Annotated in this window: 23 protein-coding genes and 1 tRNA gene; 13 read left to right on the forward strand and 11 right to left on the reverse strand. The window is 66.9% G+C overall.

Annotated features, from left to right (window positions below):
- Window positions 1-210: 210 nt before the first annotated feature.
- The gene (locus tag E6A21_RS09555) at window positions 211-1,242 is read right to left on the reverse strand and encodes a LacI family DNA-binding transcriptional regulator (protein WP_171041345.1); all 1,032 of its coding nucleotides are present in this window, start codon (window positions 1,240-1,242) and stop codon (window positions 211-213) included.
- A 240-nt stretch (window positions 1,243-1,482) separates the two neighbouring features.
- Here E6A21_RS09555 and E6A21_RS09560 point away from each other — a divergent pair, with 240 nt between their 5' ends.
- From E6A21_RS09560 to E6A21_RS09610, 11 genes are all read left to right on the forward strand, one after another.
- The gene (locus E6A21_RS09560; protein ID WP_138443927.1) at window positions 1,483-2,250 is read left to right on the forward strand and encodes an SDR family NAD(P)-dependent oxidoreductase; all 768 of its coding nucleotides are present in this window, start codon (window positions 1,483-1,485) and stop codon (window positions 2,248-2,250) included.
- Window positions 2,247-3,110: an SMP-30/gluconolactonase/LRE family protein gene (locus E6A21_RS09565; protein ID WP_138443928.1), complete on the forward strand. Its 864-nt coding sequence runs from the start codon at window positions 2,247-2,249 to the stop codon at window positions 3,108-3,110. Before E6A21_RS09560 ends, E6A21_RS09565 begins: the two co-directional genes overlap by 4 nt.
- Before the next feature lie 157 nt (window positions 3,111-3,267).
- Window positions 3,268-4,710: a glycoside hydrolase family 5 protein gene (locus E6A21_RS09570; protein ID WP_138443929.1), complete on the forward strand. Its 1,443-nt coding sequence runs from the start codon at window positions 3,268-3,270 to the stop codon at window positions 4,708-4,710.
- A gap of 3 nt (window positions 4,711-4,713) precedes the next feature.
- Window positions 4,714-5,817 carry a zinc-binding dehydrogenase gene (locus E6A21_RS09575; protein ID WP_138443930.1) on the forward strand — a complete coding sequence of 368 codons (1,104 nt, stop codon included), beginning with the start codon at window positions 4,714-4,716 and terminating at the stop codon, window positions 5,815-5,817.
- 29 nt (window positions 5,818-5,846) lie between these two features.
- Window positions 5,847-7,556: an IlvD/Edd family dehydratase gene (locus E6A21_RS09580; protein WP_138443931.1), complete on the forward strand. Its 1,710-nt coding sequence runs from the start codon at window positions 5,847-5,849 to the stop codon at window positions 7,554-7,556.
- A gap of 212 nt (window positions 7,557-7,768) precedes the next feature.
- On the forward strand, window positions 7,769-8,770 hold the full coding sequence (locus E6A21_RS09585) for an SIS domain-containing protein (protein WP_138443932.1): 1,002 nt from the start codon (window positions 7,769-7,771) through the stop codon (window positions 8,768-8,770).
- A gap of 9 nt (window positions 8,771-8,779) precedes the next feature.
- A complete protein-coding gene (locus E6A21_RS09590; protein ID WP_246036323.1) occupies window positions 8,780-9,703 on the forward strand; it encodes a PfkB family carbohydrate kinase in 924 nt (307 codons plus the stop codon).
- A 34-nt stretch (window positions 9,704-9,737) separates the two neighbouring features.
- Window positions 9,738-10,835: a LacI family DNA-binding transcriptional regulator gene (locus E6A21_RS09595; RefSeq protein ID WP_138443933.1), complete on the forward strand. Its 1,098-nt coding sequence runs from the start codon at window positions 9,738-9,740 to the stop codon at window positions 10,833-10,835.
- Between the two features lie 156 nt (window positions 10,836-10,991).
- Entirely contained in the window at window positions 10,992-12,314 is a 1,323-nt protein-coding gene (locus tag E6A21_RS09600; RefSeq protein WP_246036324.1) for an ABC transporter substrate-binding protein, read from the forward strand.
- On the forward strand, window positions 12,311-13,294 hold the full coding sequence (locus E6A21_RS09605) for a carbohydrate ABC transporter permease (RefSeq protein WP_138443934.1): 984 nt from the start codon (window positions 12,311-12,313) through the stop codon (window positions 13,292-13,294). The genes E6A21_RS09600 and E6A21_RS09605 overlap by 4 nt, the downstream gene beginning before the upstream one ends.
- On the forward strand, window positions 13,288-14,124 hold the full coding sequence (locus E6A21_RS09610; protein ID WP_138443935.1) for a carbohydrate ABC transporter permease: 837 nt from the start codon (window positions 13,288-13,290) through the stop codon (window positions 14,122-14,124). Before E6A21_RS09605 ends, E6A21_RS09610 begins: the two co-directional genes overlap by 7 nt.
- Before the next feature lie 340 nt (window positions 14,125-14,464).
- Here E6A21_RS09610 and E6A21_RS09615 read toward each other — a convergent pair whose 3' ends face one another.
- Both E6A21_RS09615 and E6A21_RS09620 read right to left on the reverse strand, forming a co-directional pair.
- Complete coding sequence (locus E6A21_RS09615) at window positions 14,465-14,767, reverse strand: hypothetical protein (protein WP_138443936.1); 303 nt, start codon at window positions 14,765-14,767, stop codon at window positions 14,465-14,467.
- A 258-nt stretch (window positions 14,768-15,025) separates the two neighbouring features.
- Window positions 15,026-15,112: transfer RNA gene (locus E6A21_RS09620), tRNA-Ser, on the reverse strand.
- A gap of 165 nt (window positions 15,113-15,277) precedes the next feature.
- On the opposite strand from E6A21_RS09620, the gene E6A21_RS09625 reads away from it, so the two are divergent.
- Entirely contained in the window at window positions 15,278-16,300 is a 1,023-nt protein-coding gene (locus E6A21_RS09625; protein ID WP_138443937.1) for a 1-phosphofructokinase family hexose kinase, read from the forward strand.
- Entirely contained in the window at window positions 16,297-17,133 is an 837-nt protein-coding gene (gene surE / locus E6A21_RS09630; protein WP_138443938.1) for a 5'/3'-nucleotidase SurE, read from the forward strand. The genes E6A21_RS09625 and surE overlap by 4 nt, the downstream gene beginning before the upstream one ends.
- On the opposite strand, the gene E6A21_RS09635 is transcribed toward surE, so the two are convergent.
- The 8 genes from E6A21_RS09635 to E6A21_RS17875 form a co-directional block, all read right to left on the reverse strand.
- Window positions 17,130-18,026 carry a DNA-3-methyladenine glycosylase 2 gene (locus E6A21_RS09635; protein WP_212745901.1) on the reverse strand — a complete coding sequence of 299 codons (897 nt, stop codon included), beginning with the start codon at window positions 18,024-18,026 and terminating at the stop codon, window positions 17,130-17,132. The genes surE and E6A21_RS09635 overlap by 4 nt on opposite strands.
- The gene (locus E6A21_RS09640) at window positions 18,026-18,718 is read right to left on the reverse strand and encodes a DNA-3-methyladenine glycosylase I (RefSeq protein WP_138443939.1); all 693 of its coding nucleotides are present in this window, start codon (window positions 18,716-18,718) and stop codon (window positions 18,026-18,028) included. The genes E6A21_RS09635 and E6A21_RS09640 overlap by 1 nt, the downstream gene beginning before the upstream one ends.
- Window positions 18,715-19,416 carry an alpha-ketoglutarate-dependent dioxygenase AlkB family protein gene (locus tag E6A21_RS09645; protein WP_246036326.1) on the reverse strand — a complete coding sequence of 234 codons (702 nt, stop codon included), beginning with the start codon at window positions 19,414-19,416 and terminating at the stop codon, window positions 18,715-18,717. Before E6A21_RS09645 ends, E6A21_RS09640 begins: the two co-directional genes overlap by 4 nt.
- On the reverse strand, window positions 19,413-20,114 hold the full coding sequence (locus E6A21_RS09650; protein WP_246036328.1) for a methylated-DNA--[protein]-cysteine S-methyltransferase: 702 nt from the start codon (window positions 20,112-20,114) through the stop codon (window positions 19,413-19,415). Before E6A21_RS09650 ends, E6A21_RS09645 begins: the two co-directional genes overlap by 4 nt.
- Window positions 20,111-20,608, reverse strand: coding sequence for an RNA polymerase sigma factor (locus E6A21_RS09655; RefSeq protein ID WP_138443941.1), 498 nt, complete (start codon window positions 20,606-20,608; stop codon window positions 20,111-20,113). The genes E6A21_RS09650 and E6A21_RS09655 overlap by 4 nt, the downstream gene beginning before the upstream one ends.
- A 135-nt stretch (window positions 20,609-20,743) precedes the next feature.
- Window positions 20,744-21,244 (reverse strand): methylated-DNA--[protein]-cysteine S-methyltransferase, encoded by a 501-nt coding sequence (locus E6A21_RS09660; protein WP_138443942.1) that lies wholly within the window; start codon window positions 21,242-21,244, stop codon window positions 20,744-20,746.
- A gap of 72 nt (window positions 21,245-21,316) precedes the next feature.
- Entirely contained in the window at window positions 21,317-21,829 is a 513-nt protein-coding gene (gene tadA, locus E6A21_RS09665; RefSeq protein WP_138443943.1) for a tRNA adenosine(34) deaminase TadA, read from the reverse strand.
- Window positions 21,830-21,946: 117 nt separating this feature from the next.
- The gene (locus E6A21_RS17875) at window positions 21,947-22,111 is read right to left on the reverse strand and encodes a hypothetical protein (RefSeq protein WP_171041347.1); all 165 of its coding nucleotides are present in this window, start codon (window positions 22,109-22,111) and stop codon (window positions 21,947-21,949) included.
- Between the last annotated feature and the right edge of the window lie 84 nt (window positions 22,112-22,195).

A 22,195-nucleotide genomic window follows, 5' to 3' on the forward strand; every position in this document is an offset into this window, starting at 1 on the left:
GGCTCAGAGCCCTCTTCGTCCTGTTCACGAGCCCTTGGGATTCGTGATGTCACTCTGGACCGATGAGACGAAGGTAAATGAGTGCGAAAGTTTACGTCAAGGTTTACAACGAAATCCGAAAGTTTTCGTTAAAGGAGTGGCAGAAGAGCGGTCCGCAGCACTGCTGCAGGTCCTTCGAAGGCCAGAAGCGGGATGGAGGCGGGGAGTTCTCTACGTTCGCGGGGACGCGCTGCTCTCCCTCACGACGAGGGAGGTGGCCATGTCCACGCGGCTGAACGCGAGCTCGGGCTCGTCGCGAAGGCGCGTGACGAGATGCATTGCCTGCTCGGCCATTTCGGAAAGCGGCACCCGGACGGTCGTGAGGGGCGGCCCGACCCACTGGGCGATCGGAAGATCGTCGTAGCCGACCACCGAGACGTCGTCGGGGATGCGCAGCCCGAGCGAGCGGGCGGCCTCGTAGACGCCGAGAGCCTGCAGGTCGCTCGAGGCGAAGATTGCCGTAGGAGGCTCGGCTCCCGAGAGGAGGTCGCGACCCTCGGCAACGCCGTCGTCGCGGTGGAACGCGCCCGGCCGGATGTAGTCGCGCCGAAGCGGGATCCCCGCGGAATCCAGGGCTGCCCGGTAGCCCGAGAGCCGCGCCGTGGAGGCCATCATGGTTTCGGGGCCCGTGATGATGGCGATGCGCTTGTGGCCGAGGGCGATCAGGTGCTGGGTCGCGAGGAAGCCGCCGTTCCAGTCGGCGGAGCCGATCGAAGGGGCTTCCGTGGTGGGCGCGCCGTAGGGATCCATCATCACGATGGGGATGGCGCGGCTGCGCAGGCGCGCCAGGTCCTTCTCGGGCAGCAGTGCGGCGACCAGGATGACCCCGAGGGGCTGGCGGCGCAGGACGCCGTCGATCCATTCGGGTGCTGGCAGATGGGACTCCTCGGCGCCCGCCACGACCATCCCGATGCCGTGTTCGCGGGCGGCACGTTCGATGCCCGAGACCGCCGCGCCGGCGAAGGGGCTGTCGAGCTCGTAGCAGAGGACGTCGATGAGGGGGGCGGTGCTCTGGGCGCTCAGCCGTCGGTTGTAGTTCCGCTCCTCGAGCAGCGTCTCAATGCGGCTTCGGGTCTCGTCGGAGACGCCCGTCCGGCCGTTGAGGACCTTGGAGACGGTGGCAACCGAAACCTTCGCAAGGGCAGCTACCTCCGAGAGCGTTGCCCGCGCGGCCTGCGTCTCGCCCGTTGCGTCCTTCACCATGGGCTTCATCGTATCGGGGCGCGGGGAACGGGACCGCCCGGTCCGATGGGGTGGTTGACGCCTCGGGGAGGAGCTCATAGCCTCTCTCTCAGATAGTTTTCTCAAGATTTAGGAAATCTTGCTAAGAGAGGGTATCAATGATGACGACCGATCGAGAGCAGGATCTCGGATCTACGTCCTCGGGCCGGCGCTCCGCGCGGCTGCGGCGGTTCGTCCCGGCGGCAGCCCGGGGTGTCACCTGTGCCTGAGTTCGGCCGCTATCCCTCTCTCGCGGGCCGAACAGCCTTCGTGAGCGGCGGCGCGACAGGGCTGGGGGCCGAATTCGTCTCGCAGCTGGCCGCCCAAGGGGTATGGGTAGCCTTCATCGACCTCGACGAGGACGCCGGAGCGGAATTGAGCCGCAGCATTGCCGGCCGAGGAGACCCCGAGCCCTTCTTCCAGGCCGTGGACGTCCGGGATACCACCGCGTTGCAGCGTTCGATTGTCCGCGCATCCGATCGTCTGGGTGCCATCACAGTGCTCGTCAACAACGCGGCGAACGACGCCCGCCAAAGCATCGCCGACATCGACGCGGAGGCGTGGGACGACGGCATGGCCGTGAACGCCCGCCACCATTTCTTCGCCGCCCAGGCCGTTTGGCCGATCATGAAGGCGGCGGGCGGCGGCTCGATCATCAACCTCGGCTCGATCAGTGCCCACATCGACCTGGTCGACCTGCCCGTGTACATCACCGCGAAAGCAGGAATCGAGGGTTTGACGCGGACCCTCGCCCGCGAACTGGGCCCGGACGACATCCGCGTGAACTGCATCGTCCCGGGCTGGATCATGACGCCGCGGCAGCTCGAGAAGTGGGTCGGGGACGCCGAACGCGAGAAGATCCTCGCCGCCCAATGCCTGCCAGAGCTGCTGTACCCGGCTGACGTGGCACGCCTGATGCTCTGGCTCGCCGCAGACGATTCGCGCCTCGCGACCTCGCAGACCTGGGTTGTGGACGGGGGCTGGCAATGAGGGCGGAACAGCTGACCGCGCCCGTGACGTGGCACGGGGAAGGGCCCTATTGGGACCCAGAAGGGCAGCGGATGCTCGTGGTCGACATGCTCGCGGGTGCCGTCGTCGACCTCGCCTCGATCGAGCGCCCGGTGCGCTACGACGTCGGGAGCCGCGTGGCAGCGGTCGTCCGACGGCGGGCGGCAGGCGGCTTCGTCGTGGCAACCGAGCACGGCTTCTCGCTCTTCGACGACGCGTTCTCACTGGAATCCCGCCTGCCCGACGTGCTGGCCGATCCCGCCCTCCGGCTCAACGAGGGCGGGTGCGACCCCCAGGGGCGCTTCTACTGCGGATCCATGGCCTACGACGAGACCCCGGGCACCGCATCCGTGTACCGGCTCGATCCCGGAGGTGCGGTCTCAAGCGTCTTGGACGGTGTCACGATCTCCAACGGGCTGCAGTGGAGCCGGGATGGCCTGCTCGCCTACTACGTCGACACGCCGACCCGACGGATCGATGTCTTCGACTTCGACGGCTCGGACGGGTCCTTCCATGAGCGGCGGCCCTTCGCCCAGATGGGGGAAGACGTCGAGGGTGCGCCCGACGGCCTGACGATCGACGAGGAGGGCGGCCTCTGGGTCGCCCTGTGGGGAGGCGGCGCGGTGCGGCGGTACGACTCCGCGGGCCAGCTCACCGAGGTCGTTGACGTTCCGGGGGTGACGAGGACCAGTGCTGCCGGGTTCGGCGGCCCGGGGCTCGACACGCTCTACGTCACGTCCTCGCGGCAAGGCCTTCCCGACGCGGCGGAGCCGGGGGCAGGTGCCGTCTTTGCGGTGCAGCCCGGCGTCCGTGGCGCTGTCCTCCACGCCTTTGCGGGCTGACGGGAAGCACGACGCCGCTGCCTCCCTCCAGCGGAACTTCCATGTCGCCGTCGTTCGGGCCTGCAGGGGTTGACGCCGTTGTACAGCATCCCTAGTCTAATCGGAACGAAACTACTCGTAACTTTTTAGAAACTTTTCGTATGAGGAGATCAGAGACATGGTCGAGGAGCGTCCGCCCGGTTTCGTCCGCACTGAAGGTCCGCGATTCATTGACGGCTGGGGGCGCCCCATCCGCTTCACCGGCGTGTGCGTCGGCGGATGGCTCAACATGGAGAACTTCATCACCGGCTACGCCGCCAACGAGACGCTCATGCGGGAAAAAGTTGCTGGCGTGATCGGTCCCGCCCGCGCCGAGCGCTTCTTCGGGCGGCTTCTCGAGGCGTTCTACGGCGAAGCGGATGCGGAGTTCCTCGGGTCGCTCGGCATGACGATCATCCGCATACCGGTCAACTACCATCACTTCGAGTCGGACGGGGACCCGTTCACGATCCTGCCGAACGCTTTCGACCATCTGGACCGTGCCATCGAAGCGTCAGGCCGGCACGGCATCTATTCGATCATCGACCTCCACGCGCTCCCGGGGAGCCAGAACCACCACTGGCACTCCGACAATCCGACCCACGAGCCGCACCTGTGGCGTCACCCGCACTTCCAGGACCGGGTGGAGAACATCTGGAAGGCGATCGCCGAGCACTACAGGGACAACACCTGGGTCGCGGGCTACAACCTCATGAACGAGCCGGCGGACGAGTCCCGGGCAGTAGTGGGTCCCTTGTACCGGCGCCTTTTTGAGACGGTCCGCGGGATCGATCCCGACCACACCATCTTCCTCGACGGGAACACCTACTCGACCGAGTTCGACATGTTCGACGAAGATCCGTGGCCGAACACGGTCTACAGCCTGCACGACTACGTGGCCTCGGGACTCGGCCGCGGGGGCGATTACCCCGGCTACACCGATGGGACGTACATCGACAAGGACTACGCGCGGAAGAAGTTCCTGCAGCGCTCCGAGTATGCCCGCCGGACTGGGACGCCCATCATGGTCGGCGAATTCGCGCCCATCTATACCGGCGACGAGCGCGTGGACGCGATGCGCCGGCAGATCCTCGCGGACCAGCTCGAGCTGTACCGCGAGTTCGAGGCCAGCTGGACGAGCTGGATGTACAAGGACCTCGGGCGTCAAGGACTCGTGAATGTGTCGGAGCATTCACCGTACCGACGGCGCTTCGACGCGTTCGTCGCGAAGAAGAACCGGCTCGCCGCCGATCAATGGGGCAGCGACAGGCTCGGCGGGGAGGGCGTGCGGGAGGTCAGCCAGGCAGTGCAGGACCTCATGGCCCGCGAGTTCCCGGATTGGGCGCCGTACCCGTGGGGTCGTTTCGACACCGTCGCAACCGTGCTGAACAACCTCCTGTTCGCCCAACCGCTCGCCGAGGACTACGCAGAGCTGTTCCGCGGGCTCGACGACGACGAACTCGACGCGCTCGCCGACTCGTTCTCCTTCGAGCAGTGCGTGGTGCGCGAGAGCCTGCGTGACCAGCTCGTGTTCGGCCAGGACCCCAAGCCGGTCCCAGCAACGCCTGCCGGACAGGGGTAGGGCGTGCGCGCCATCGTGCTGCGCTCGCCGGGGGAACCACCGCAGCTTGAAGACGTCCAGCTTTCGGCGCCGCGTGCGGGCGAGCTGCTCGTCCGCATCGAGGCCGCTGGCGTCTGCCACAGCGACTACCACTACATGACCGGGGACCTGACCGCCCCGCTGCCGCTCGTGCTCGGGCACGAGGGCGCAGGAATCGTGGAGGAGGTCGGTCCCGCTGCGTCGGGCCGGATCCGGGTCGGCGATCGGGTGGCGCTTCTGTGGCGGCCCCGCTGCGGCCAGTGCGCCGCGTGCATCTCGGGCAACCCTGTGCTGTGCGAGCTGGGCGCGGTCCAGGCCGCGGCGGGCGGGCTGCCGGATGGCACCTCGCGGCTTTCGACGGGCGACGGCGGCGAGCTGCACCATCTGATGGGCGTCTCATGCTTCGCGGAGCGGGTCGTCGTCAACGAGAACGCCGCCGTGGTGGTGCCCGACGGCGTCCCGCCCGAGATCGCAGCGATCTCGGCGTGCGCGGTCATCACCGGGGTCGGCGCGGTGTTCCACGAGGTGGGAGAAGCGGCCGGGCGGCCCCTGCTCGTCATGGGTGCTGGGGGCGTCGGTCTCTCGAGCGTGATGGGTGCCGCGCTTGCCGGGGCACATCCGCTGATCGTCGTCGACGTCGACGACGCCAAGCTCGAACTCGCCGAGCAGCTCGGCGCGACCCACACCATCAATGCCCGGGAGGCCGACGTCGTCGACCGCGTCATAGCGATAACGTGCGGCGCAGGGGTGCCCTGGGCCATCGAGGCGGTGGGCCGTGCCCAGACACTCGGGCAGGCGCTCAATTCGGTGGCCCCGGGCGGAACCCTCGTCGCCGTCGGCCTGGGCGCCTCCGGCGCCGAATTCCCGGTTCCCCTGAACCAGCTCGTGCAGCGGCAGAAGCGCGTGGTCGGTTCGCTCTACGGATCGAGCAATCCGCCGCTCGACCTGCCCCGAATCTTCGGGCTCTACCTCGCCGGGAAGCTGCCCATCGACAAGCTCCTGGGCGACAGGCTGCCCCTCGAGGAGTTCGGGGAGGCCTACGGGCGGCTCACCGCCGGCGCCGTCGGGCGCGGCATCCTCGTGCCCTAGGGCGCAGATCGAAAGTGAAGGAGACACCAGTGGTCCGCTCACAGGGCTGGTACGGCGGCGAGGGCCGCGACCCGTTCATCCACCGGGCATGGATGCGGCGGGGAGTTCCCGACCACGCGTTCGACGGACGTCCTCAGATCGCGATTGCGAACACCGCGAGCGACCTGACGCCGTGCAACATGCACCTGAACGAGGTGGCCGACTACGTCAAGCAGGGCGTGTGGGAGGCGGGAGGGGTTCCCGTGAACCTGCCCGTCGTCTCGCTCGGAGAAACCCTCGTGAAGCCCACCGCCATGCTCTGGCGCAACATGGCCGCGATGGCGACTGAGGAAATGCTCCGCGCAAACCCGATCGACGCCGTCGTGCTGCTCGGTGGCTGCGACAAGACAATCCCCGCACTGCTCATGGGCGCCGCCTCGGTCGATCTGCCCGCCGTCGTCCTGCCCGGCGGCCCGATGCTCAACGGCTACTTCCGCGGCGAGCGGATGGGCTGCGGCACCGGGGTGTGGCAGCTGTCGGAGGAAGTGCGCGCTGGCACCTTGCCCGCGGAGGAGTTCGAGGCCAGCGACAAGAAGATGATCCGAAGCAAGGGCCACTGCAACACGATGGGGACAGCCTCCACCATGGGGCTCCTGGCCGAAGCGCTCGGGATGACCATTCCCGGCGTGGCCGGCACACCGGCGGCAGACAGCCGACTCCTCGAGGCTGCTCACGCCTCCGGTCGGCTGGCGGTGGAGCTGGCCCTCGAGGACCGGCGGATCTCCCAGGTGATCACGAAGGAGTCCTTCCACAACGCGATCGTCGCCCTCGCCGGCATCGGCGGCTCCACCAATGCCGTAGTCCACCTGCTTGCGATCGCCGGTCGCCTCGGCATCGACCTCACCCTCGAGGACTTCGATCGCATCGGCGGCGAGGTGCCCCTGCTCGTCAACCTCCAGCCAGCCGGCCGCTACCTGATGGAGGACCTGTTCCGAGCCGGGGGATTCCTCGCGGTGCTCGATCAGCTCGTCGACCTGCTGGACCCTGCCGCACAGACCGTCACCGGCCGCCCCCTCGCTGACTACCTCGGCGGCCACGAGGTGTGGGACAGAGATGTGATCTCGCTCCGCGCGGACCCACTCCAGGACGACGCCGGAATTGCCGTCCTGCGCGGCAACCTCGCTCCCAACGGAGCCATCATCAAGCCCGCCGCCGCCACCCCCGAACTGCTCGTCCACACCGGTCCCGCGGTCGTCTTCGACTCCATCGAGGACGCGCACGCACGCCTCAACGATCCCGAGCTCGAGGTCGGCCCCGACTCCGTGCTCGTATTGCGCGGGTGCGGGCCCAAGGGCTATCCGGGCATGCCCGAAGTCGCGAACATGCCCCTGCCCGAGAAGCTCTTGAAGCGGGGGATCCGCGATGTGGTCCGCATCTGCGATGGGCGCATGTCGGGGACTGCGTACGGAACCGTCGTACTGCACGTTGCCCCCGAGGCTGCGGCGGGCGGTCCGCTGGGCCTCGTGCGGGATGGGGACCTCATTTCCCTCGACGTGCCGAACCGACGCCTCGAACTTCTGGTCAGCGAAGCGGAGCTCGCGAGCCGCCAGACCGCCGAGGGTGCCGTCGGAGCCTTCGCGCGAGCCGACCGCGGCTGGCAGAAGCTCTACATCGACCACGTCCAAGGCGCGGAGACGGGCGCGGACCTCGATTTCCTTGTCGGATCGAGCGGGTCTGCGGTCGGGCGCGAGTCTCACTGACGGGGGGCCGGGGCGAGCCCGACTTCAGACAGCCTGACCACAGTCGTCAGGGCCGGGTGCGAACCTAGGCCTGGCGTCGAGGAGTGAGGCGTCCCTACCTCGGCCTGCAGCGAGCCGCTGGTTGCATCGGAATATGAGATGTGCCACGATACTGGAACATCTTGATACCGGTATCAATCGCGATCACCGGGCAGATGTTGAAGGGAGACAAAATGCTGGACTTCAATGAACAGGAATTCCTCGAGCAGCTCCGGAGCGCGGTTGCGCTCCGCCCCCAGATCGAGAAGCTGGTCGAACGCATCCAAGGCGGCCCTTGGAAGAACGTGTACTTCATCGGGGCCGGCGGCACGTACGCTGCGGCTCTTCCTTACGAGCGGTTCTTCCAGACCCGCTCGTCCTTCCCGGTGCGTAGCGTGATCGGGAAGGAGTTCATCCTTGCTCCTGATCCCCAGTTCGGCCCTGAATCGGTGGCCATCTTTGCCTCTGTCTCGGGCACGACCGAGGACATTCTCGAATGCATCGAGTTCGCGCGGGGGAAGGGCGCACTGACCGTGGGCTTCACGGGCTATCCCGAGAGCCCCGTCGCCGGCGCCGTGGACGAAGTGCTCCTCTCGGCACCGAAGGCATGGCCCTTTGACATCCAGTTCCTGCTGTTCTCGGCGTACCTGCTCGCCGGTCGCGGGGAGTTCGAGGGCTACGACCGTCTGGTCCGGGATCTCGAGGGAGTGCCCGAGGCGCTTGTTGCCGTCGTCAAGCAAGCCGACGCGGTCGGAGAGGACTTCGCGCGCAGGCATGCCGAGACGGACCATCACTTCCTCGTCGGCTCGGGGAACCTCTGGGGCTTCACCTACCTCTATTCAATGTGCGTCCTCGAGGAGATGCAGTGGCTCCACACCACTCGCGTGCACGGGGCCGAGTTCTTCCACGGATCGCTGGAACTGGTCGAGGAGGACACGAGCATGCTCCTCTTCCTGGGGGAGGACGAGACGCGCCCCCTCATGGAACGGGTCCGCTCCTTCGCCGAGCAGTACAGCCGGGACGTGACGGTGATCGACACGAAGGATTACACGCTGCCCGGAGTGAGCCCGGAGTTCAGGGCCGTGCTCGCCCCCATGGTGGCCGATGCCGTCGTCGACCGTTTCAGCAGGCACCTCGCCAAGGTGCGAGACCACTCGCTCGAGCTGCGCCGGTACTACCGCGTAGTTGCGTACTGAGCGGCGCGCATGGGCAGCGTGCGCGTCCTCGGCTTCGGGGACAATATCGTCGACCGGGTGATAGACCGGGGGATCGAATATCCCGGCGGGAATGCCGTCAACGTCGCCGTGTTCGCCCGCCAGCTGGGAGCGGAGGCGGCGTATCTCGGGGTCTTCGGCGACGATGAGCACGGGCAGTTCGTCCGGGATGCGATCGAGGACTGCGGCGTCGATACCTCACGGTCGTCTGTGCGGCCCGGGCCGAACGGGATCACCGAGATCGAGACTGTGGACGGGGAGCGTCGATTCCTGGGCTGGAACCAGGGCGGGGTGACCACCAGCAACCCCATCAGGCTCAGCGACGCCGACGTCGGCTACGCGGGCAGCTTCTCGCTGATCCACTCGAGCGCCTACTCCGCGACCGTCTCGGAGCTGCCCAAGCTTGCCTCTACGGACTCCCTGCGTTCGTACGACTTCTCCTCTGAGCCGGAGTACCGCACACACGAATACCTTGGCCAGGTGGGCCCGTGGATCGACATTGCCCTGGTTTCGTGCGGGGACCTCACGCGCGGCGAGGTCTGGGCTGAACTGCGGAGGGTCGGCGCCTATGGGCCGTCGATAGTTGTGGGAACCCAAGGAGGCGAAGGGGCCATCCTCTTCGACGGCAATGCGTTCTACTATTCGGGCGCTGCCCCGGTGACTGGTGCATTCGTGGACACGGTCGGATGCGGCGACGCCTACCTGAGCGCACTCATGGTTGAATTGCTCAAATCAGGCTGGCGCCGGAACACGAAGCTCAGCCCGCTCGCTCTCCACCGATCGATGCGCACGGCAGCGGTATTCGCCGCGCGACAGTGCACAGTCGAGGGGGCGTTCGGCCATGGGCGTCCGATCGGTGCCCAGGCCCACACGGGCGGGCGGATCGGGGGATCCCCTGCGGCCGAAGTCGGGTGAGGCGGAGCCTATGGTGTGATCAGGAAGGGATCGGATGTCCATCGAGCACGACCGGACGCCGCCGACCATATCCGAAGTGGCGGAGGCAGCCGGCGTCGGGCGGGCGACGGTCGCACGCACCCTAGGCGGTTATGGGTCCGTGAGCCCGAGGACCCGCGACCGGATCCTCGCTGTCGCAAGGGAGCTCGGCTACCGCCCGAACTCCCTTGCGCGCAGCATGACCACGGGTGAGACGCGCACCCTCGGCGTTGTACTCGCGGACGTCGGGAACCCGTTCTTCGTCGGGGTCCTGCGAGGCCTCGGCGAGGCGGCCCGCAGCGCCGGCTACGACGTGCTCGTACTGAGCACCGATGAAGACAGGAACAGGGAAGCAGCGGCGATCGATGTCCTTGTCGGCAAGCAGGTCGACGGCATCGTGCTCTCGCCCGCTGCGGGCAGGAGCGATGTGGTCCCGCACCTGGACATTGTGGCCAAGCGGGCGATCCCGTTGGTCCTGCTCGATCGGCTAGTCGACACCGTCGAGGCCGACGCCGTCGTGATCAACAACCGTGAGGCCTCCCGTCAGGCTGTGGCCGCCCTCATAGCGCGTGGCCATCGCCGCGTCGGCTTTGTCTGGGGCCCAGTGACCAATGAGCCGGCGGCCGATGCGACCGATTTGCGCCGAATCATCGACCACGCGCTCTGGAGTGATGGCGAACGACTCCTGGGCTACCTGGATGCGCTCGAAGAGGCGGGCATTCCCTTCGACACCTCGCTTGTGACGCACGTGCTCAAGCACGAGCCCCAGGCCACCCGCGCTGTGCTGGGCATGCTCGCGCTCTCGGATCCGCCCACCGCCATCTTCGCCACCGAGACGGACGCCCTCACCGGAACCCTGAGGGCCATCCGGCAGCGCGGCCTGCGCTGCCCCGACGACATCTCACTGATCGGGTTTGACGACAGCTCGTGGGCTAGCGTCATGGAACCGCCCATCTCGGTGGTCGCCCAACCCGTGCACCAGCTCGGCACGCTAGCTGCCGAATGCCTGCTGGCACGCATCGCGGGCAGTGACTCACCTGCGTCGACCCACGTCCTCGAGGCAAACCTGATCGAACGCCAGAGCGTCGCGGAGCCGTCCACCCTGACGCGCTGACATCCCGGCTGGAAATATTCAAATTTCCGCTTGGCCACTATTGATACCGGTACCAACTTTCCGTATATTCATCGAAACCGGCCGTCCGGCGGCCGCTGGTCCAACGACGGATCAGGGCGGATGGCCCCCATGATCCGCCAACGACGGGAGACAAGCATGAACAAGATCCGAACGGCCACGGCGGCAGGTGCGGGTGCCATGATGCTCGCCCTCAGCGCATGTTCCTCGGGAGGCACCACCCAGGCAGCTGATCTCAGTGCGAAGCCCGACTACTCGGGAAACCTGAGCATCCTCACCGCTGGGGCGGGGGATCCGATGAGCTCGTACTTCGAGAACCTCGTCAAGGACTACGAGGCCCAACACGCGGGGGTGAAGATCACCCTGACGCAGGAGACGGACGACAACGCGATCAAGGACAAGGAGAAGGTCCTGATCGGTTCCCAGTCGCTGCCCGACATCTATTTCAGCTACGCAGGCAACTGGGGACAGAACTTCGCCGACAACGGCCTCGCGGCCGATCTCAGCTCCGTGATCGCCCCGGGCACACCTTGGGGGAGCACGTTCGGCGTAGGCTCGCTGGACGCCTTCAAGTACGACGGCAAGTACTATGGCGTTCCGCTGTACAACGACGCGAAGTTCATGGGCTACAACAAGAAGATCTTCTCCCAGCTCGGACTGGGCGTACCGAAGAGCTTTGGGGAGCTCATCTCCGACTGCTCGGTCATCAAGAAGGCCGGCTACACCCCAATTGCATTCGGGAACAAGGATGGCTGGCCGGGCCTGCACTACCTCGGCCAGCTCTTGGCCTATGACGTTCCCGCCTCCGTCCGTCAGAGCGACTTGCAGCCGAAGACAGCCTCGTACAGCGACCCGGGCTATGTGGAGGGCATGAAGCAATTCCAGCAGCTGGTCAACTCATGCACCGGGGACGGCTCGAACTCAAACGGTGTGGCCTACACGACGGCGCAACAGCAGCAGGCGAACGGCCAGGCCGCGATGTACTACCAGGAGCTCATCGAGTTCGACTCGGTCAACACGAAGGGCAGCGAGCTCAGCAAGGACGGGTTCGGGATCTTCCAGCTGCCGGCGCCGGACGGGGCCAAGGGCGACGCCGCCACGCTGGAGGCAGCGCCCGAGGGCTACATGATCAACAACCGCAGCAAGAACGCCGCGCTGGCTCTGGACTTCCTCAAGTTCGTCACGAACCAGAAGAATGCCTCGACCCTCTCGGCTCCCCCGTACGGGCAGCCCAGCGCGGTGAAGGGCGCCGTCACCCCGCAGAACGCCACCCCCGCGGTAGTCGACGGGACGGGAATGGTCAACGACGCCAAGAGCACGGTCGTATGGCTGGACATGGCGAACGTCCCCGGCGTCGCCGATGCCTGGGTTTCCGCCTCGGAGGGCCTCGTCTCGGGCAGCCTGACTCCTGAAGCCGCTCTGAAGTCGGTGCTTCAAGCGTCGCAGAAGGCCAAGCCATGAGTACCCAGGCTCCGGAGGCCGCCCAAGCCCGCGTACTCGCCGGCCGGAAGGTCGAGCAGGCCGGGGTCCTCAGGGGCAGCGGGAGCCGGCGCGCGCGGAGGCGGGGAGCACAGGTCGCCGGGCTGGTCTGGCTGGCCCCAGCGCTATTCGTCCTGGCTGTCTTCGTCTACTGGCCCCTCATCGAGAACGTCGCCTTCAGCTTCCTCAAATGGAACATCTACAACGGGGAGCAGACCTTCGTCGGGCTGGACAACTACGCCAACCTCGCCAGCGACCCCGTCTTCTGGCGCGCTCTGGGCAACAACGTGTGGTACGCGGGCCTCTCGATTGTCTTCCAGGTCTTCGGCTCGCTGGTCCTCGCGGCAATTGTCGAGAGCCTGCGAAACGAACGCTGGCGCAAGGTGTTCCGCGGCATCTACTTCATCCCGTCGGCGATCTCGCTCACCGTAGCGGGCCTCCTCTTCTACTTCATCTACCAGCCCCAGACCGGCCTGCTGAACGTGTTCCTCCAGAATCTGGGCCTCGGACAGTTCTCCCAGGCCTGGCTGGGCCGTGAGAACACCGCCATCTTCGCGGTCATTGCCATGAGCCAGTGGCAGGGCTTCGGCTACAGCGTCCTGCTGTTCTCCGTGGCGCTGCAGCGCATCCCGCAGGAGCTATACGAGGCGGCGCAGTTGGACGGAGTCGGGCCAGTTCGCCGGTTCTTCTCCCTCTCCGCACCGTTGGTGCGGGAGATGACCGGACTGATGGTGATCGTCACGATCTCCGGCGCGTTCCAGGTCTTCAACGAAGTCATGGTGATGACCAGCGGTGGCCCGAACAACGCCAGCCAAGTACTGGGAACGTGGCTCTACCACGCAGGGTTCGTCACCAACGACTTCGGCTCCGCCGCCGCCATCGGCGTTGCGATCTTCGTCATCACCCTGGTGCTTGCGATGGCGCAGCTGGCCTATTCGAGGAAGAGGCGAGTGGAATGGTGACGCTCCTCAGGCTAGGGCGCGGAGTGCGCGGCGCCGCGGTCTGGGCGCTCCTGCTCGCGCTCCTCCTGGTGGTGCTCTATCCGCTGGTCTGGATGGTCGGCAATGCGCTGAAGACGAACGCCCAAGTCTTCAACGATCCCTTCGGGCTCCCGACCTCGCTCCTGTGGCCGAACTTCGCGACTGCCTGGAACCAAGGGGTTGGCGAGTTCGTCCTCACGAGCGTCTCGCTCACGGCCCTGGCAACGCTGGCGACGGAACTCATCAGTGTGTGGGCCGCCTACGGGCTCACTCGCGTGAACATCCCGCTGAATCGCCAGCTCACCGTGGCGGTCCTCGCCGGCCTGATGCTCGCCCCGACTGTCGCTCTGGTCCCACTGGTGAAGATGTTCCAGGGATTGGGGCTCTACAACACGTTCCTCGGACTGCTGTGCCTCTACACGGCGTTCCGCATCCCCTTCACTGCCTTTCTCATGCGCGCGTACATGCTGGATCTCCCCCGCGAGGTCGATGAAGCGGCTGCGCTGGACGGGGCTTCAACTGCGGCCACCTTCTGGCGGATCATCCTGCCCATGAGCACCCCGATCATCGCGGCAACTGTCGTGCTGAACGTCCTGCAGGACTGGAACGAATACCTCTTCGCGATGGTCTTCACGAGCGGGACCGGAGTGGAGACCCTACCGGTGGGTCTCGCCGACATGATGTCCAAGAATGGGACGCAGTACCCGGTCGTGTTCGCGGGGATGGTCATGGCTGCGCTGCCCATGGTGATTCTGTTCTTCGTGTGCCAGCGATATTTCGTCCGGGGTCTGGCCGGAGGCGTCGGAAAGTAGGAATCGCACCGATCCGCAGGCCGCGCGTTCCACGCAACTCAGGGCCTCGAGGGCTATTTCCGATGTGATCTCTGGTCTGCCCGTCCTTGGCTCGCCCCTGGGAGGCCCGAATTCGAGGTCAAGTCTCAGATATGTTCACCTAAAGTCTCAGTTCTTGTCTTGAGATTGACAACTTCGGTCACGAAAGATGGACCGTGCAGTGTCAGAACGGGGGACAGCACACCACAACTGAGGAGGACATCACCATGTCGAAATTCAGTGGACTTGGGACGCGCAAGATCGCCGTCGGCGCACTGGCAGCGGGCGTGATTGCTTTGGGCGGTGTCGGCACCGCGGCTGCCTACGCGGCTGGGACGGTGCCGGGGGTCGATCCTTCGGCTACCGCAACGGCCACCTCCACGGCGACGGACACGGCGTCGCCGACGGCAACGAGCACCGCGACAGACTCGCCAACGTCGACTCCAACCGCTACTGCATCGCCGAGTGCACCCACGACGGCGGCACCGTCACCGACGGCAACCGACACACCATCCACGACGGCAACTCCCACGTCGCCCACGACGACCTCCAAGCCGACCGAGACCGAGACCGCTGAGCCGACCGAGACAGCCGACCCCGAACCCACGGAGACGGCTGAACCCACCGAGGCGCCCAAGCCGAGTGTGGCTCCGACTCGGATCGCGCGTGACGACAATGACGAGCAGGGGGAGGACCAGAACGAGCAGGGCGAGCAGCACAAGTCGGCTGCTGTTCCCGCCCGCCAGACAAGTCAGCACCATTCGGAGGGGAACTCAGAGGGCCACAAGGCATGATAGGCCTCTTCCAATAACCACCGTGGGGTGCGCCCTATGAGTACGACAGAGGCCCCGAGTTCCGTAGAACTCGGGGCCTCTGGCCTTTGCGGTGGTGGAGGGATTTGAACCCCCGTTGGCTTTGACACCAAACATCATTTCGAGTGATGCACCTTCGGCCGCTCGGACACACCACCAGCAGGCATCTACTCTACCGGGATGCCAGCCGCTCTCCAAACCGGACCATGCACAGCCCCTGATGGCCGCGCCGTCGTCACGGGTTGTGGGTGGGTAGGGCCTCCCTCCTCGGGGTAATACGGCCCCCGGAGGGACAGCTCACTGCGTTTGCTGGAGGAGGAGCCATGCAACCAGATCAAGAGCCAGCGGCGGACGACACACCCGTGGACGTAGTCGTCTTCGCCCCCACACCGACACTGACGGTGACCATCGAAGAGGTCGAGGGCTCACCCGACATCCATCTGCACGCCGGCGGGCAGGGGGTCTGGCAGGCTCGCATGGCCAACCTCTTGGGCAGCAGTGTCGAGTATTGCGCGCTGCTCTCGGGCGAGACCGGGCAGGTCATCGGCCATCTGCTCGAGGACGAAGGGATTCGTGTCAGGTCGGTCGCCGGGCACGCGGCCAGCAGTGCGTACGTCCACGACAGGCGCGGCGGCGGTCGTGAGGAAATTGCCGCAGCTCCGGGGGACCGCCTTTCCCGCCATGAACTCGACGAACTCCACGGCCTCGTGCTCCGCGAAGGGCTTATCGCCAAGACGGCCGTCCTGAGCGGGGCGCCGCGCGACGACGCCGTGCCTGTCGACATGTACCGCCGCCTCGCATCGGACCTCCGCTCGGGCGGTTGTCGCGTTATCGCCGATCTCTCGGGGGAGCGGCTCGAGGCCGCGATCTCCGGCGGCCTCGCGCTCGTGAAGGTGGCCGACGGCGAGCTCATCGCGAGTGGCCGCGCGGAGAGTGACGACCCCGACGAACTCGTCCAGGGCATGCGCTCCATGGTGGCGGACGGTGCGGAAGTCGTCGTCCTCACGAGAGGATCGCGCCCTGCCCTGCTGCTGGAGGGGGACAGCATTTCGGAGGTGAGGGTCCCTGAGCTCCAAGTCGTCGATGAGCACGGGGCCGGTGACTCTATGACCGGAGCGATCGCATCCGCCCTCGCTGCCGGAGACACCATCCAGTCGGCCGTTGTCCTCGGCGCATCCGCTGGCGCGAACAACGTCACTCGGCACGGTTTGGGCAGCGGCCACGCCGACAGCATCCGCCGGCTGGCTGCGCTCATCGACGTTGTGCCCTTCGAGGAGGGGACGCAGACGGGTCCGGTTCAGCAGGCAAGCCCGGAGGATCTGGCACGGAAGGCGAAGACCCAATGACTCAGGTGAACACGGCGGCCCGCACAGTGCTCGTCACGAACGACGACGGCATCCAGTCCCCGGGCCTGCACGCCCTCGCGGCCCGCGCCCGTGACCACGGCTTCGAGGTCATCGTCGCGGCACCGGCCCGCGAGTCGAGCGGCAGCAGCGCTTCCATCACGGCCGTCGAGGATGAGGGGCGGATCCGCATCGAGCGGCGGGAGCTCCCGGGACTCGACGGGGTCGAGGCCTTCGCAGTCCACGGCACGCCGGGCTTCATATCGATGATCGCGTCCCACGGTGCGTTCGGTCCCGTCCCGGGCATCGTCCTTTCGGGCGTCAACCGGGGAGCCAACGTGGGAACGGTGATCCTGCACTCGGGAACGGTGGGCGCTGCCCTCACCGCCGGTTCCAACGGGGCGCGGGCGCTCGCCGTTTCGCTGGACACAGGCATCAACCCCGAACGCCTCGAATGGGGGGTGGCTGCGGATGCCGCCATAGGGCTCATGGATTTCCTCCTCGAGCACCCAGCCGGCACGGTGCTCAACCTCAACGTTCCGAATCGCCCGGGAACTCCCTCCTACCGGGAGGCGTCTCTGGCATCCTTCGGCATCGTCCAGACCGTCTTGGCTGAGCGCGGCCAGCAGCACGTGAGGCTCTCGATCTCCGACACCGAGGAGGTTGCGGAGGAAGGAACGGACTTCGCACTTCTCACCGAGGGCTTCGCCCCTGTCACAGCACTCCAAGCCATCAACACGGAGGCGCTCAAGGGCACGTTGCCGGACCGCGCGGAGGAGAGTGATCGCCGCCGATCGGCCGGCGAGGACGAACGGGAGCCTGCCGGCCAAGGCTAGCGCTGGGGTGCGTTCGTATACGCGGTCTGCGTCCAGAGGTGCACGAGAGCGTAGGCCCGATAGGGGCTCCAGGCCTCGGCGCGCTCGGTCGCTTCCTTCGCCGTGATTCCACCGAGGGCTCGCCGCAACACGAGATCGCCGGGGGCGAAGGCGTCCCGGTCACCGAACCGGACGGAGAGGTAATCGACCGTCCAGGGGCCGATTCCGGGCACCGCGAGGAGCTGCTCGCGGGTGGGCGCACCGTGGGATCCCTCTTCCGCCTCGAGCCACGCGTGAGCGAGTGCAAGCACCGTCCGTGCGCGAGCGGACGTGAGCCCGACCGCCGCGCGGAGCTCCTCGGCCTCGGCCTCGGCGAGAGCTCTGGGTCGAGGGAAGCATCGGAATCCGCCAGCAAACGGCTCGCCGTAAGCCTCGACGAGGCGGCCAGCGAAGGTCCGGCCTGCGGCGAGGGAAACCTGTTGGCCGAGAACGGTCGTCACGGCACTCTGGAAGCGGTCCGGAGTGCCGATGACTCGGAGCCTCGGTCGCGCGGCGACGAGTGGGGCGAGGACGGGGTCATGGCTCAGGGCGTCGCGGATCGGAGCGAGGTCCGCGTCGAGATCGAACCACACGCGGACGATCTCGGAGAGGGACGACAGCTCGTCCGGATCGATGCCGGCCTGACCGTCGACCTCGAGGTCGATGCCGCGCTCGTCGAAGCGAAGGAGGACCGGGCGCGGGCCTCGGGGTCCGTGGACGAGGCGAGAATGGGTGGCCGACGTAGGATCTGTGCGCTCTGCTCCGGGCACGTTGTGGGCCGCGAGGCTGCCGAGCATGGCATCGGGCTCCAGACCGCCGACCGCGTCGAGACGCGCACGGAGGCTCGTACCCTCGAATGACCCCGCGCTCGGCATCACGCCCAGACGCCCGAGGTGCCTCGGCGATGGCTGTCGACAAGGTGGGTGTCTATCATCCCGACGGCCTCCATGAGGGCAAACATCGTGGTGGGGCCGACGAACGAGAAGCCCTTCTTGCGCAGAGCCTTCGAGAGCGCGACCGACTCAGGGGAGCTGGAGGGGATGTCTCCGAGAGAACGAGGAGTGGGGGTTGACTCGGGCCGGAACGACCAGACGAAATCGACGAGGCCGCCTTCCTCCCGGAGCGCCAAGGTGGCCTGGGCATTCCGGATCGTTGCCCGGATCTTGGCGCGATTCCGGATGATTCCCTCGTTGAGCATGAGCCGCTCCACATCGTCTTCGGTGAAGGCGGCAACGACCTCGGGATCGAATTGGGCGAAAGCTTCTCGGAAGGCGGGGCGCTTCCGGAGGATCGTTGCCCACGAGAGTCCGGCTTGGAATCCCTCGAGGCTGATCCGCTCGAAAAGCCCGTGCTCGTCGCGGACCGGCATGCCCCATTCGGTGTCGTAGTAGTCCCGCAGCAGGGCATCCGTGCTGGCCCACACTGGGCGGGCCAGTCCGTCCTCGCCGATGACGACCCCGCTCAGGGGACTGGCCACCTCGTTCACGGGACTGGCTATCTCGTTTACAGGACTGGCTATCTCGTTCACGGGACTGGCTTCCGCCGACTCGACTCCTGCTTCGCTCATGGTGCTTCAGGTTCCCTTCGTTCGGTGTCGCGCAGCCCGGTGACGCGCAGAGTGATGTTGATCCGTCCCGCATCGACCCCGCAGCCTGGGGGAGCGGTTCCGGGGAAGACTTTGGTGATGCCGTGGAACGCAAGTCGCGAGGGGCCGCCGAAGACGAACAGGTCGCCCGACTCGAGGACGATGTCCTCGTAGGGGCGCCCGCGTCGCTCGGGGTTGCCGAAACGGAACTGGCACGAGTCCCCGACCGAAAGGGAGACAACCGGCTCGGGCGAAACCTCGTCCCGGTCCTGATGCATGCCCATGCGTGCTTCTGCATCGTAGTAGTTCACGATCGCGGTATCGGGGGAGTAGCCCTCCGTTTCATCCGGCCCCGTGCCGTACGCCTCCGTTACAGCCAAGCGGCCGACCCGAACCATCCAGTCAGGTAACGGAAGCACACGGCGACCGTTCACGTCCGTGGCGTCACGCGTGTACTTGTAGGGCTGCCAATGCCAGCCGAGGCACACGCTCTTGACGGACATCTCGTGACCTCGGACCTTCGCGCCGCGGAGTGGCACTGGGCCGGCTGACCACTCCCGGAACCGCTCTGAGATCCACGCCTGCTGCTCCAGCGTGAGCCAACCCGGAACGTGCACGGCGCCCGGTGCGAGCTCGCGCCGCGGCCGTTCGAGGAGGTCATCGCCGAAGAGAGCGCTCACGCCGCCTCCGCCTCGAGGCGCAGCAGCGCCGTTTTCGCCTCCAGTCCGCCGATGTAACCTCCCAAGCTCCCGTCTGAGCGCAGCACCCGGTGGCATGGCAGCACCACGGGCAGGGGATTGGTCGCGCACGCCGTCCCGACTGCCCGGACCGCCTTGGGGTTCCCGACGGCCCGAGCGACCTCCGCGTAGCTCTCGGTCTGGCCGAAGCCGATGGCCGAAAGGTGCTGCTGCACCGTGCGGCGGAAGCCAGTGGAGAGTGCCAGATCGACTGGGAGGTCGAATGACCTGCGTCGGCCGGAGAAGTACTCTTCGACCTGACGGGCAGCCTCGCCGAGCCGGGCCGGGGCCTCGAGGATCCGCGGACTCAAGCGTTCAGCGAGGGTGTTGAGCACCGAATCGAGGCCCTCACGTTCGTACGCGACGCGAACCAGCCCCCGTTCCGTACACGCGAGGAGGAGTTTGCCGACCGGTGTGTCCACAATCCGGTACGCGACATCGAGGATGCCCTCATTCGAGGCGCGCTGGGCGAGACCGGCATGGAGATGCTCGAGGACGCCCGCCTCGATCGTGATCAGTTCCGGGGCCAGAGCGATATCGACGGGCCCGAGCTCACCTGGCCGGGTACCGGCCGCAGGAGACTCCGTGTGGAGCGAACCGGCAGAGGGCGGGTCAGCAGGGCGCGAAGCGAACATGTTCATGCGCTTTCTCCTTCTAGCTCCGTAGCCGTCAGGCGTGTGCGGAGGGACTTGATTCCGTCCGAAGCGGCACGCCGTGCCGCGGCGGGAGTGCCGCCGACGATGGCGGCGATGTCGTTGAAGGCCAGGTCCGCGAGATAGCGGTACGCAATGACCCTCCTCTGTTTGTCGGGCAGAGCGGCCACCCTGCTCCAGAGCCCGTTGCCGGCGTCTCCCGATCCCGGGACACCGTGCGGCGAAGGAGTCTCCGGCACCTCTCCGACCGGCACAGCCCTCCTGCCAGTCGATCTCACGGCGTCGAGGCTCTTGCGGTGGGCGATCGTGACGAGCCATGCCTCGGTATTCGCGTCCGGAGGAAGGCCGGGGTAGGCGCGGAGCGCGGCCAGGAAGGTCTCCTGCCACACGTCTTCGGCGTCCGAGGGCCCCACGACCGCACGGCAGACGCGCAGCACCGTGGCGCCGTGCAGTTCCACGAGCTTTTCGAAGGGCTGTTTCATGTCCATCATTGGGTAGACGCGGAGGGGGCACTGAATGTGAGGTGCGGGCTGAATGTGAGGTGCGGGCTGAACGTGAGGCGCTGGCTATACGTGGGCGCGGGCTGAACGCGAGGTGCCGACAGAGTATGAGATGCGTCAGAAGAGGCGCGCGGCCCTCACCTCCGGCGGCTCCTCGAGCTCCAGGAGGAATCGTTTGCGCTCCAGTCCTCCCGCGTAGCCCGTAAGACTCCCGTCGCTCCCGATGACGCGGTGGCACGGAACGACGATACTCAGCGGATTGTGGCCCACGGCTTGGCCGACCGTCTGCGCGAGGCCGCGGCCGCCCAAGCGCTCTGCGAGCAGGCCATAGGTCGTGGTGGCCCCATAGGGGATCTGGGCGAGCAGCTCCCAGACTGCGAGCTGGAACGCGTTGCCGGCGGGCGCCGTCGTGAGCTCGAAGCCACGGCGTTCGCCGGCGAGGTATTCGCGGAGCTGCCGGGCGGCGTCGTCCAGCAGCCCGTCCCCGATGACCCGCTCCCCGAACGAATCCCGCCGCGGCAGCGTCCAGTGGCCCGGGAAATAGACGGCGGTGAGGGCGTCGCCCTCCGCGACGAGGGTAAGCGGACCAAGAATGGTGTCCGCCTCGAGATGCCGCATTCCACTATTCCACCACGTGCGTTCGGGCCGAGGCCGCCGGTGAGTGCCCTCAGAAGAGGCGCGGGCACCCATTCAGCGATGGGCGGCGAAGAATTCCCGCAGGAGCTCCCCGCACTCCTCGCCGAGGACCCCACCGTAGACCTCCGACCGGTGGTTGAGCCGACGCTCCCGGAGGATGTCGAACACGCTTCCCGCGGCCCCGGCCTTCTCGTCCCAGGCGCCGAAGACCACGCGCGGAATGCGGGCGAGCACGACTGCACCCGCGCACATTGCGCAGGGCTCGAGGGTGACTACGAGCGTGCAGTCCTGGAGGCGCCACCCGTCGCCACGCTCCTCCGCCCGAAGGGCCGCGGCCGCGGCGCGGATCGCGAGAACCTCTGCGTGTGCGGTCGGGTCGCCGAGCGCCTCCCGCTCGTTGCGTCCGGCGCCGATCACCTTTCCCGCGGGATCGACGAGGACGGCGCCGATCGGCACGTCGCCCGTACCGGGGGCAGCCTCGGCCTCCTGGATGGCCAGCCGCATCCAGGCCTCGAACGGGGGCGTCCCGTGCGGGGACGCGTCGAGCGCTGACTCGGGGGCGGCCATGCTGTCCATGATAGGTTCGCGCCGCTCCTTCCCCAGCCGCGCTTCCCTGAGGCGGCAGGCAGCTGCGGCGCCAGGGTATCCCGACGCCGCAGCCGGACTCGCTTCAGGATCGCGGGGTCACAGGACCGTAGCCCAGACGGCGACGACGGCCACGATCACCCCCCAGGACGCAATCAGCTGGCTCCACCGCGGATTGGGCCAGCGGGCAGCCAGCCACATCCCGAACAGGGCCCCCGTCCCTGCGGTGGAATATGCGAGCAAGGAGACCATCAGCGCCTTCATGACGCCCTACCTCCTCACCGAGGAAGGTCACCAGTGTACTCCGGGCGCGAGTCGGTGCCGAGGGGTCGGATGATAGTTTGGCAG

The sequence above is a fragment of the Sinomonas susongensis genome, assembly GCF_005877005.1.
Lineage (GTDB): Bacteria > Actinomycetota > Actinomycetes > Actinomycetales > Micrococcaceae > Sinomonas > Sinomonas susongensis.

Bases quoted from the DNA above. Each gene is read 5' to 3' on its own strand.
- E6A21_RS09565 (WP_138443928.1), top strand. From the start codon at position 2,247: ATGAGGGCGGAACAGCTGACCGCGCCCGTGACGTGGCACGGGGAAGGG.
- E6A21_RS09660 (WP_138443942.1), bottom strand. From the start codon at position 21,244: ATGCGGCATCTCGAGGCGGACACCATTCTTGGTCCGCTTACCCTCGTC.
- E6A21_RS09605 (WP_138443934.1), top strand. From the start codon at position 12,311: ATGAGTACCCAGGCTCCGGAGGCCGCCCAAGCCCGCGTACTCGCCGGC.
- tadA (WP_138443943.1), bottom strand. From the start codon at position 21,829: ATGGCCGCCCCCGAGTCAGCGCTCGACGCGTCCCCGCACGGGACGCCC.
- E6A21_RS09590 (WP_246036323.1), top strand. From the start codon at position 8,780: ATGGGCAGCGTGCGCGTCCTCGGCTTCGGGGACAATATCGTCGACCGG.
- E6A21_RS09640 (WP_138443939.1), bottom strand. From the start codon at position 18,718: ATGAGCGAAGCAGGAGTCGAGTCGGCGGAAGCCAGTCCCGTGAACGAG.
- E6A21_RS09555 (WP_171041345.1), bottom strand. From the start codon at position 1,242: ATGGTGAAGGACGCAACGGGCGAGACGCAGGCCGCGCGGGCAACGCTC.
- E6A21_RS09600 (WP_246036324.1), top strand. From the start codon at position 10,992: ATGAACAAGATCCGAACGGCCACGGCGGCAGGTGCGGGTGCCATGATG.
- E6A21_RS17875 (WP_171041347.1), bottom strand. From the start codon at position 22,111: ATGAAGGCGCTGATGGTCTCCTTGCTCGCATATTCCACCGCAGGGACG.
- E6A21_RS09655 (WP_138443941.1), bottom strand. From the start codon at position 20,608: ATGAAACAGCCCTTCGAAAAGCTCGTGGAACTGCACGGCGCCACGGTG.
- surE (WP_138443938.1), top strand. From the start codon at position 16,297: ATGACTCAGGTGAACACGGCGGCCCGCACAGTGCTCGTCACGAACGAC.
- E6A21_RS09650 (WP_246036328.1), bottom strand. From the start codon at position 20,114: ATGAACATGTTCGCTTCGCGCCCTGCTGACCCGCCCTCTGCCGGTTCG.
- E6A21_RS09635 (WP_212745901.1), bottom strand. From the start codon at position 18,026: ATGCCGAGCGCGGGGTCATTCGAGGGTACGAGCCTCCGTGCGCGTCTC.
- E6A21_RS09595 (WP_138443933.1), top strand. From the start codon at position 9,738: ATGTCCATCGAGCACGACCGGACGCCGCCGACCATATCCGAAGTGGCG.
- E6A21_RS09570 (WP_138443929.1), top strand. From the start codon at position 3,268: ATGGTCGAGGAGCGTCCGCCCGGTTTCGTCCGCACTGAAGGTCCGCGA.
- E6A21_RS09585 (WP_138443932.1), top strand. From the start codon at position 7,769: ATGCTGGACTTCAATGAACAGGAATTCCTCGAGCAGCTCCGGAGCGCG.
- E6A21_RS09610 (WP_138443935.1), top strand. From the start codon at position 13,288: ATGGTGACGCTCCTCAGGCTAGGGCGCGGAGTGCGCGGCGCCGCGGTC.
- E6A21_RS09625 (WP_138443937.1), top strand. From the start codon at position 15,278: ATGCAACCAGATCAAGAGCCAGCGGCGGACGACACACCCGTGGACGTA.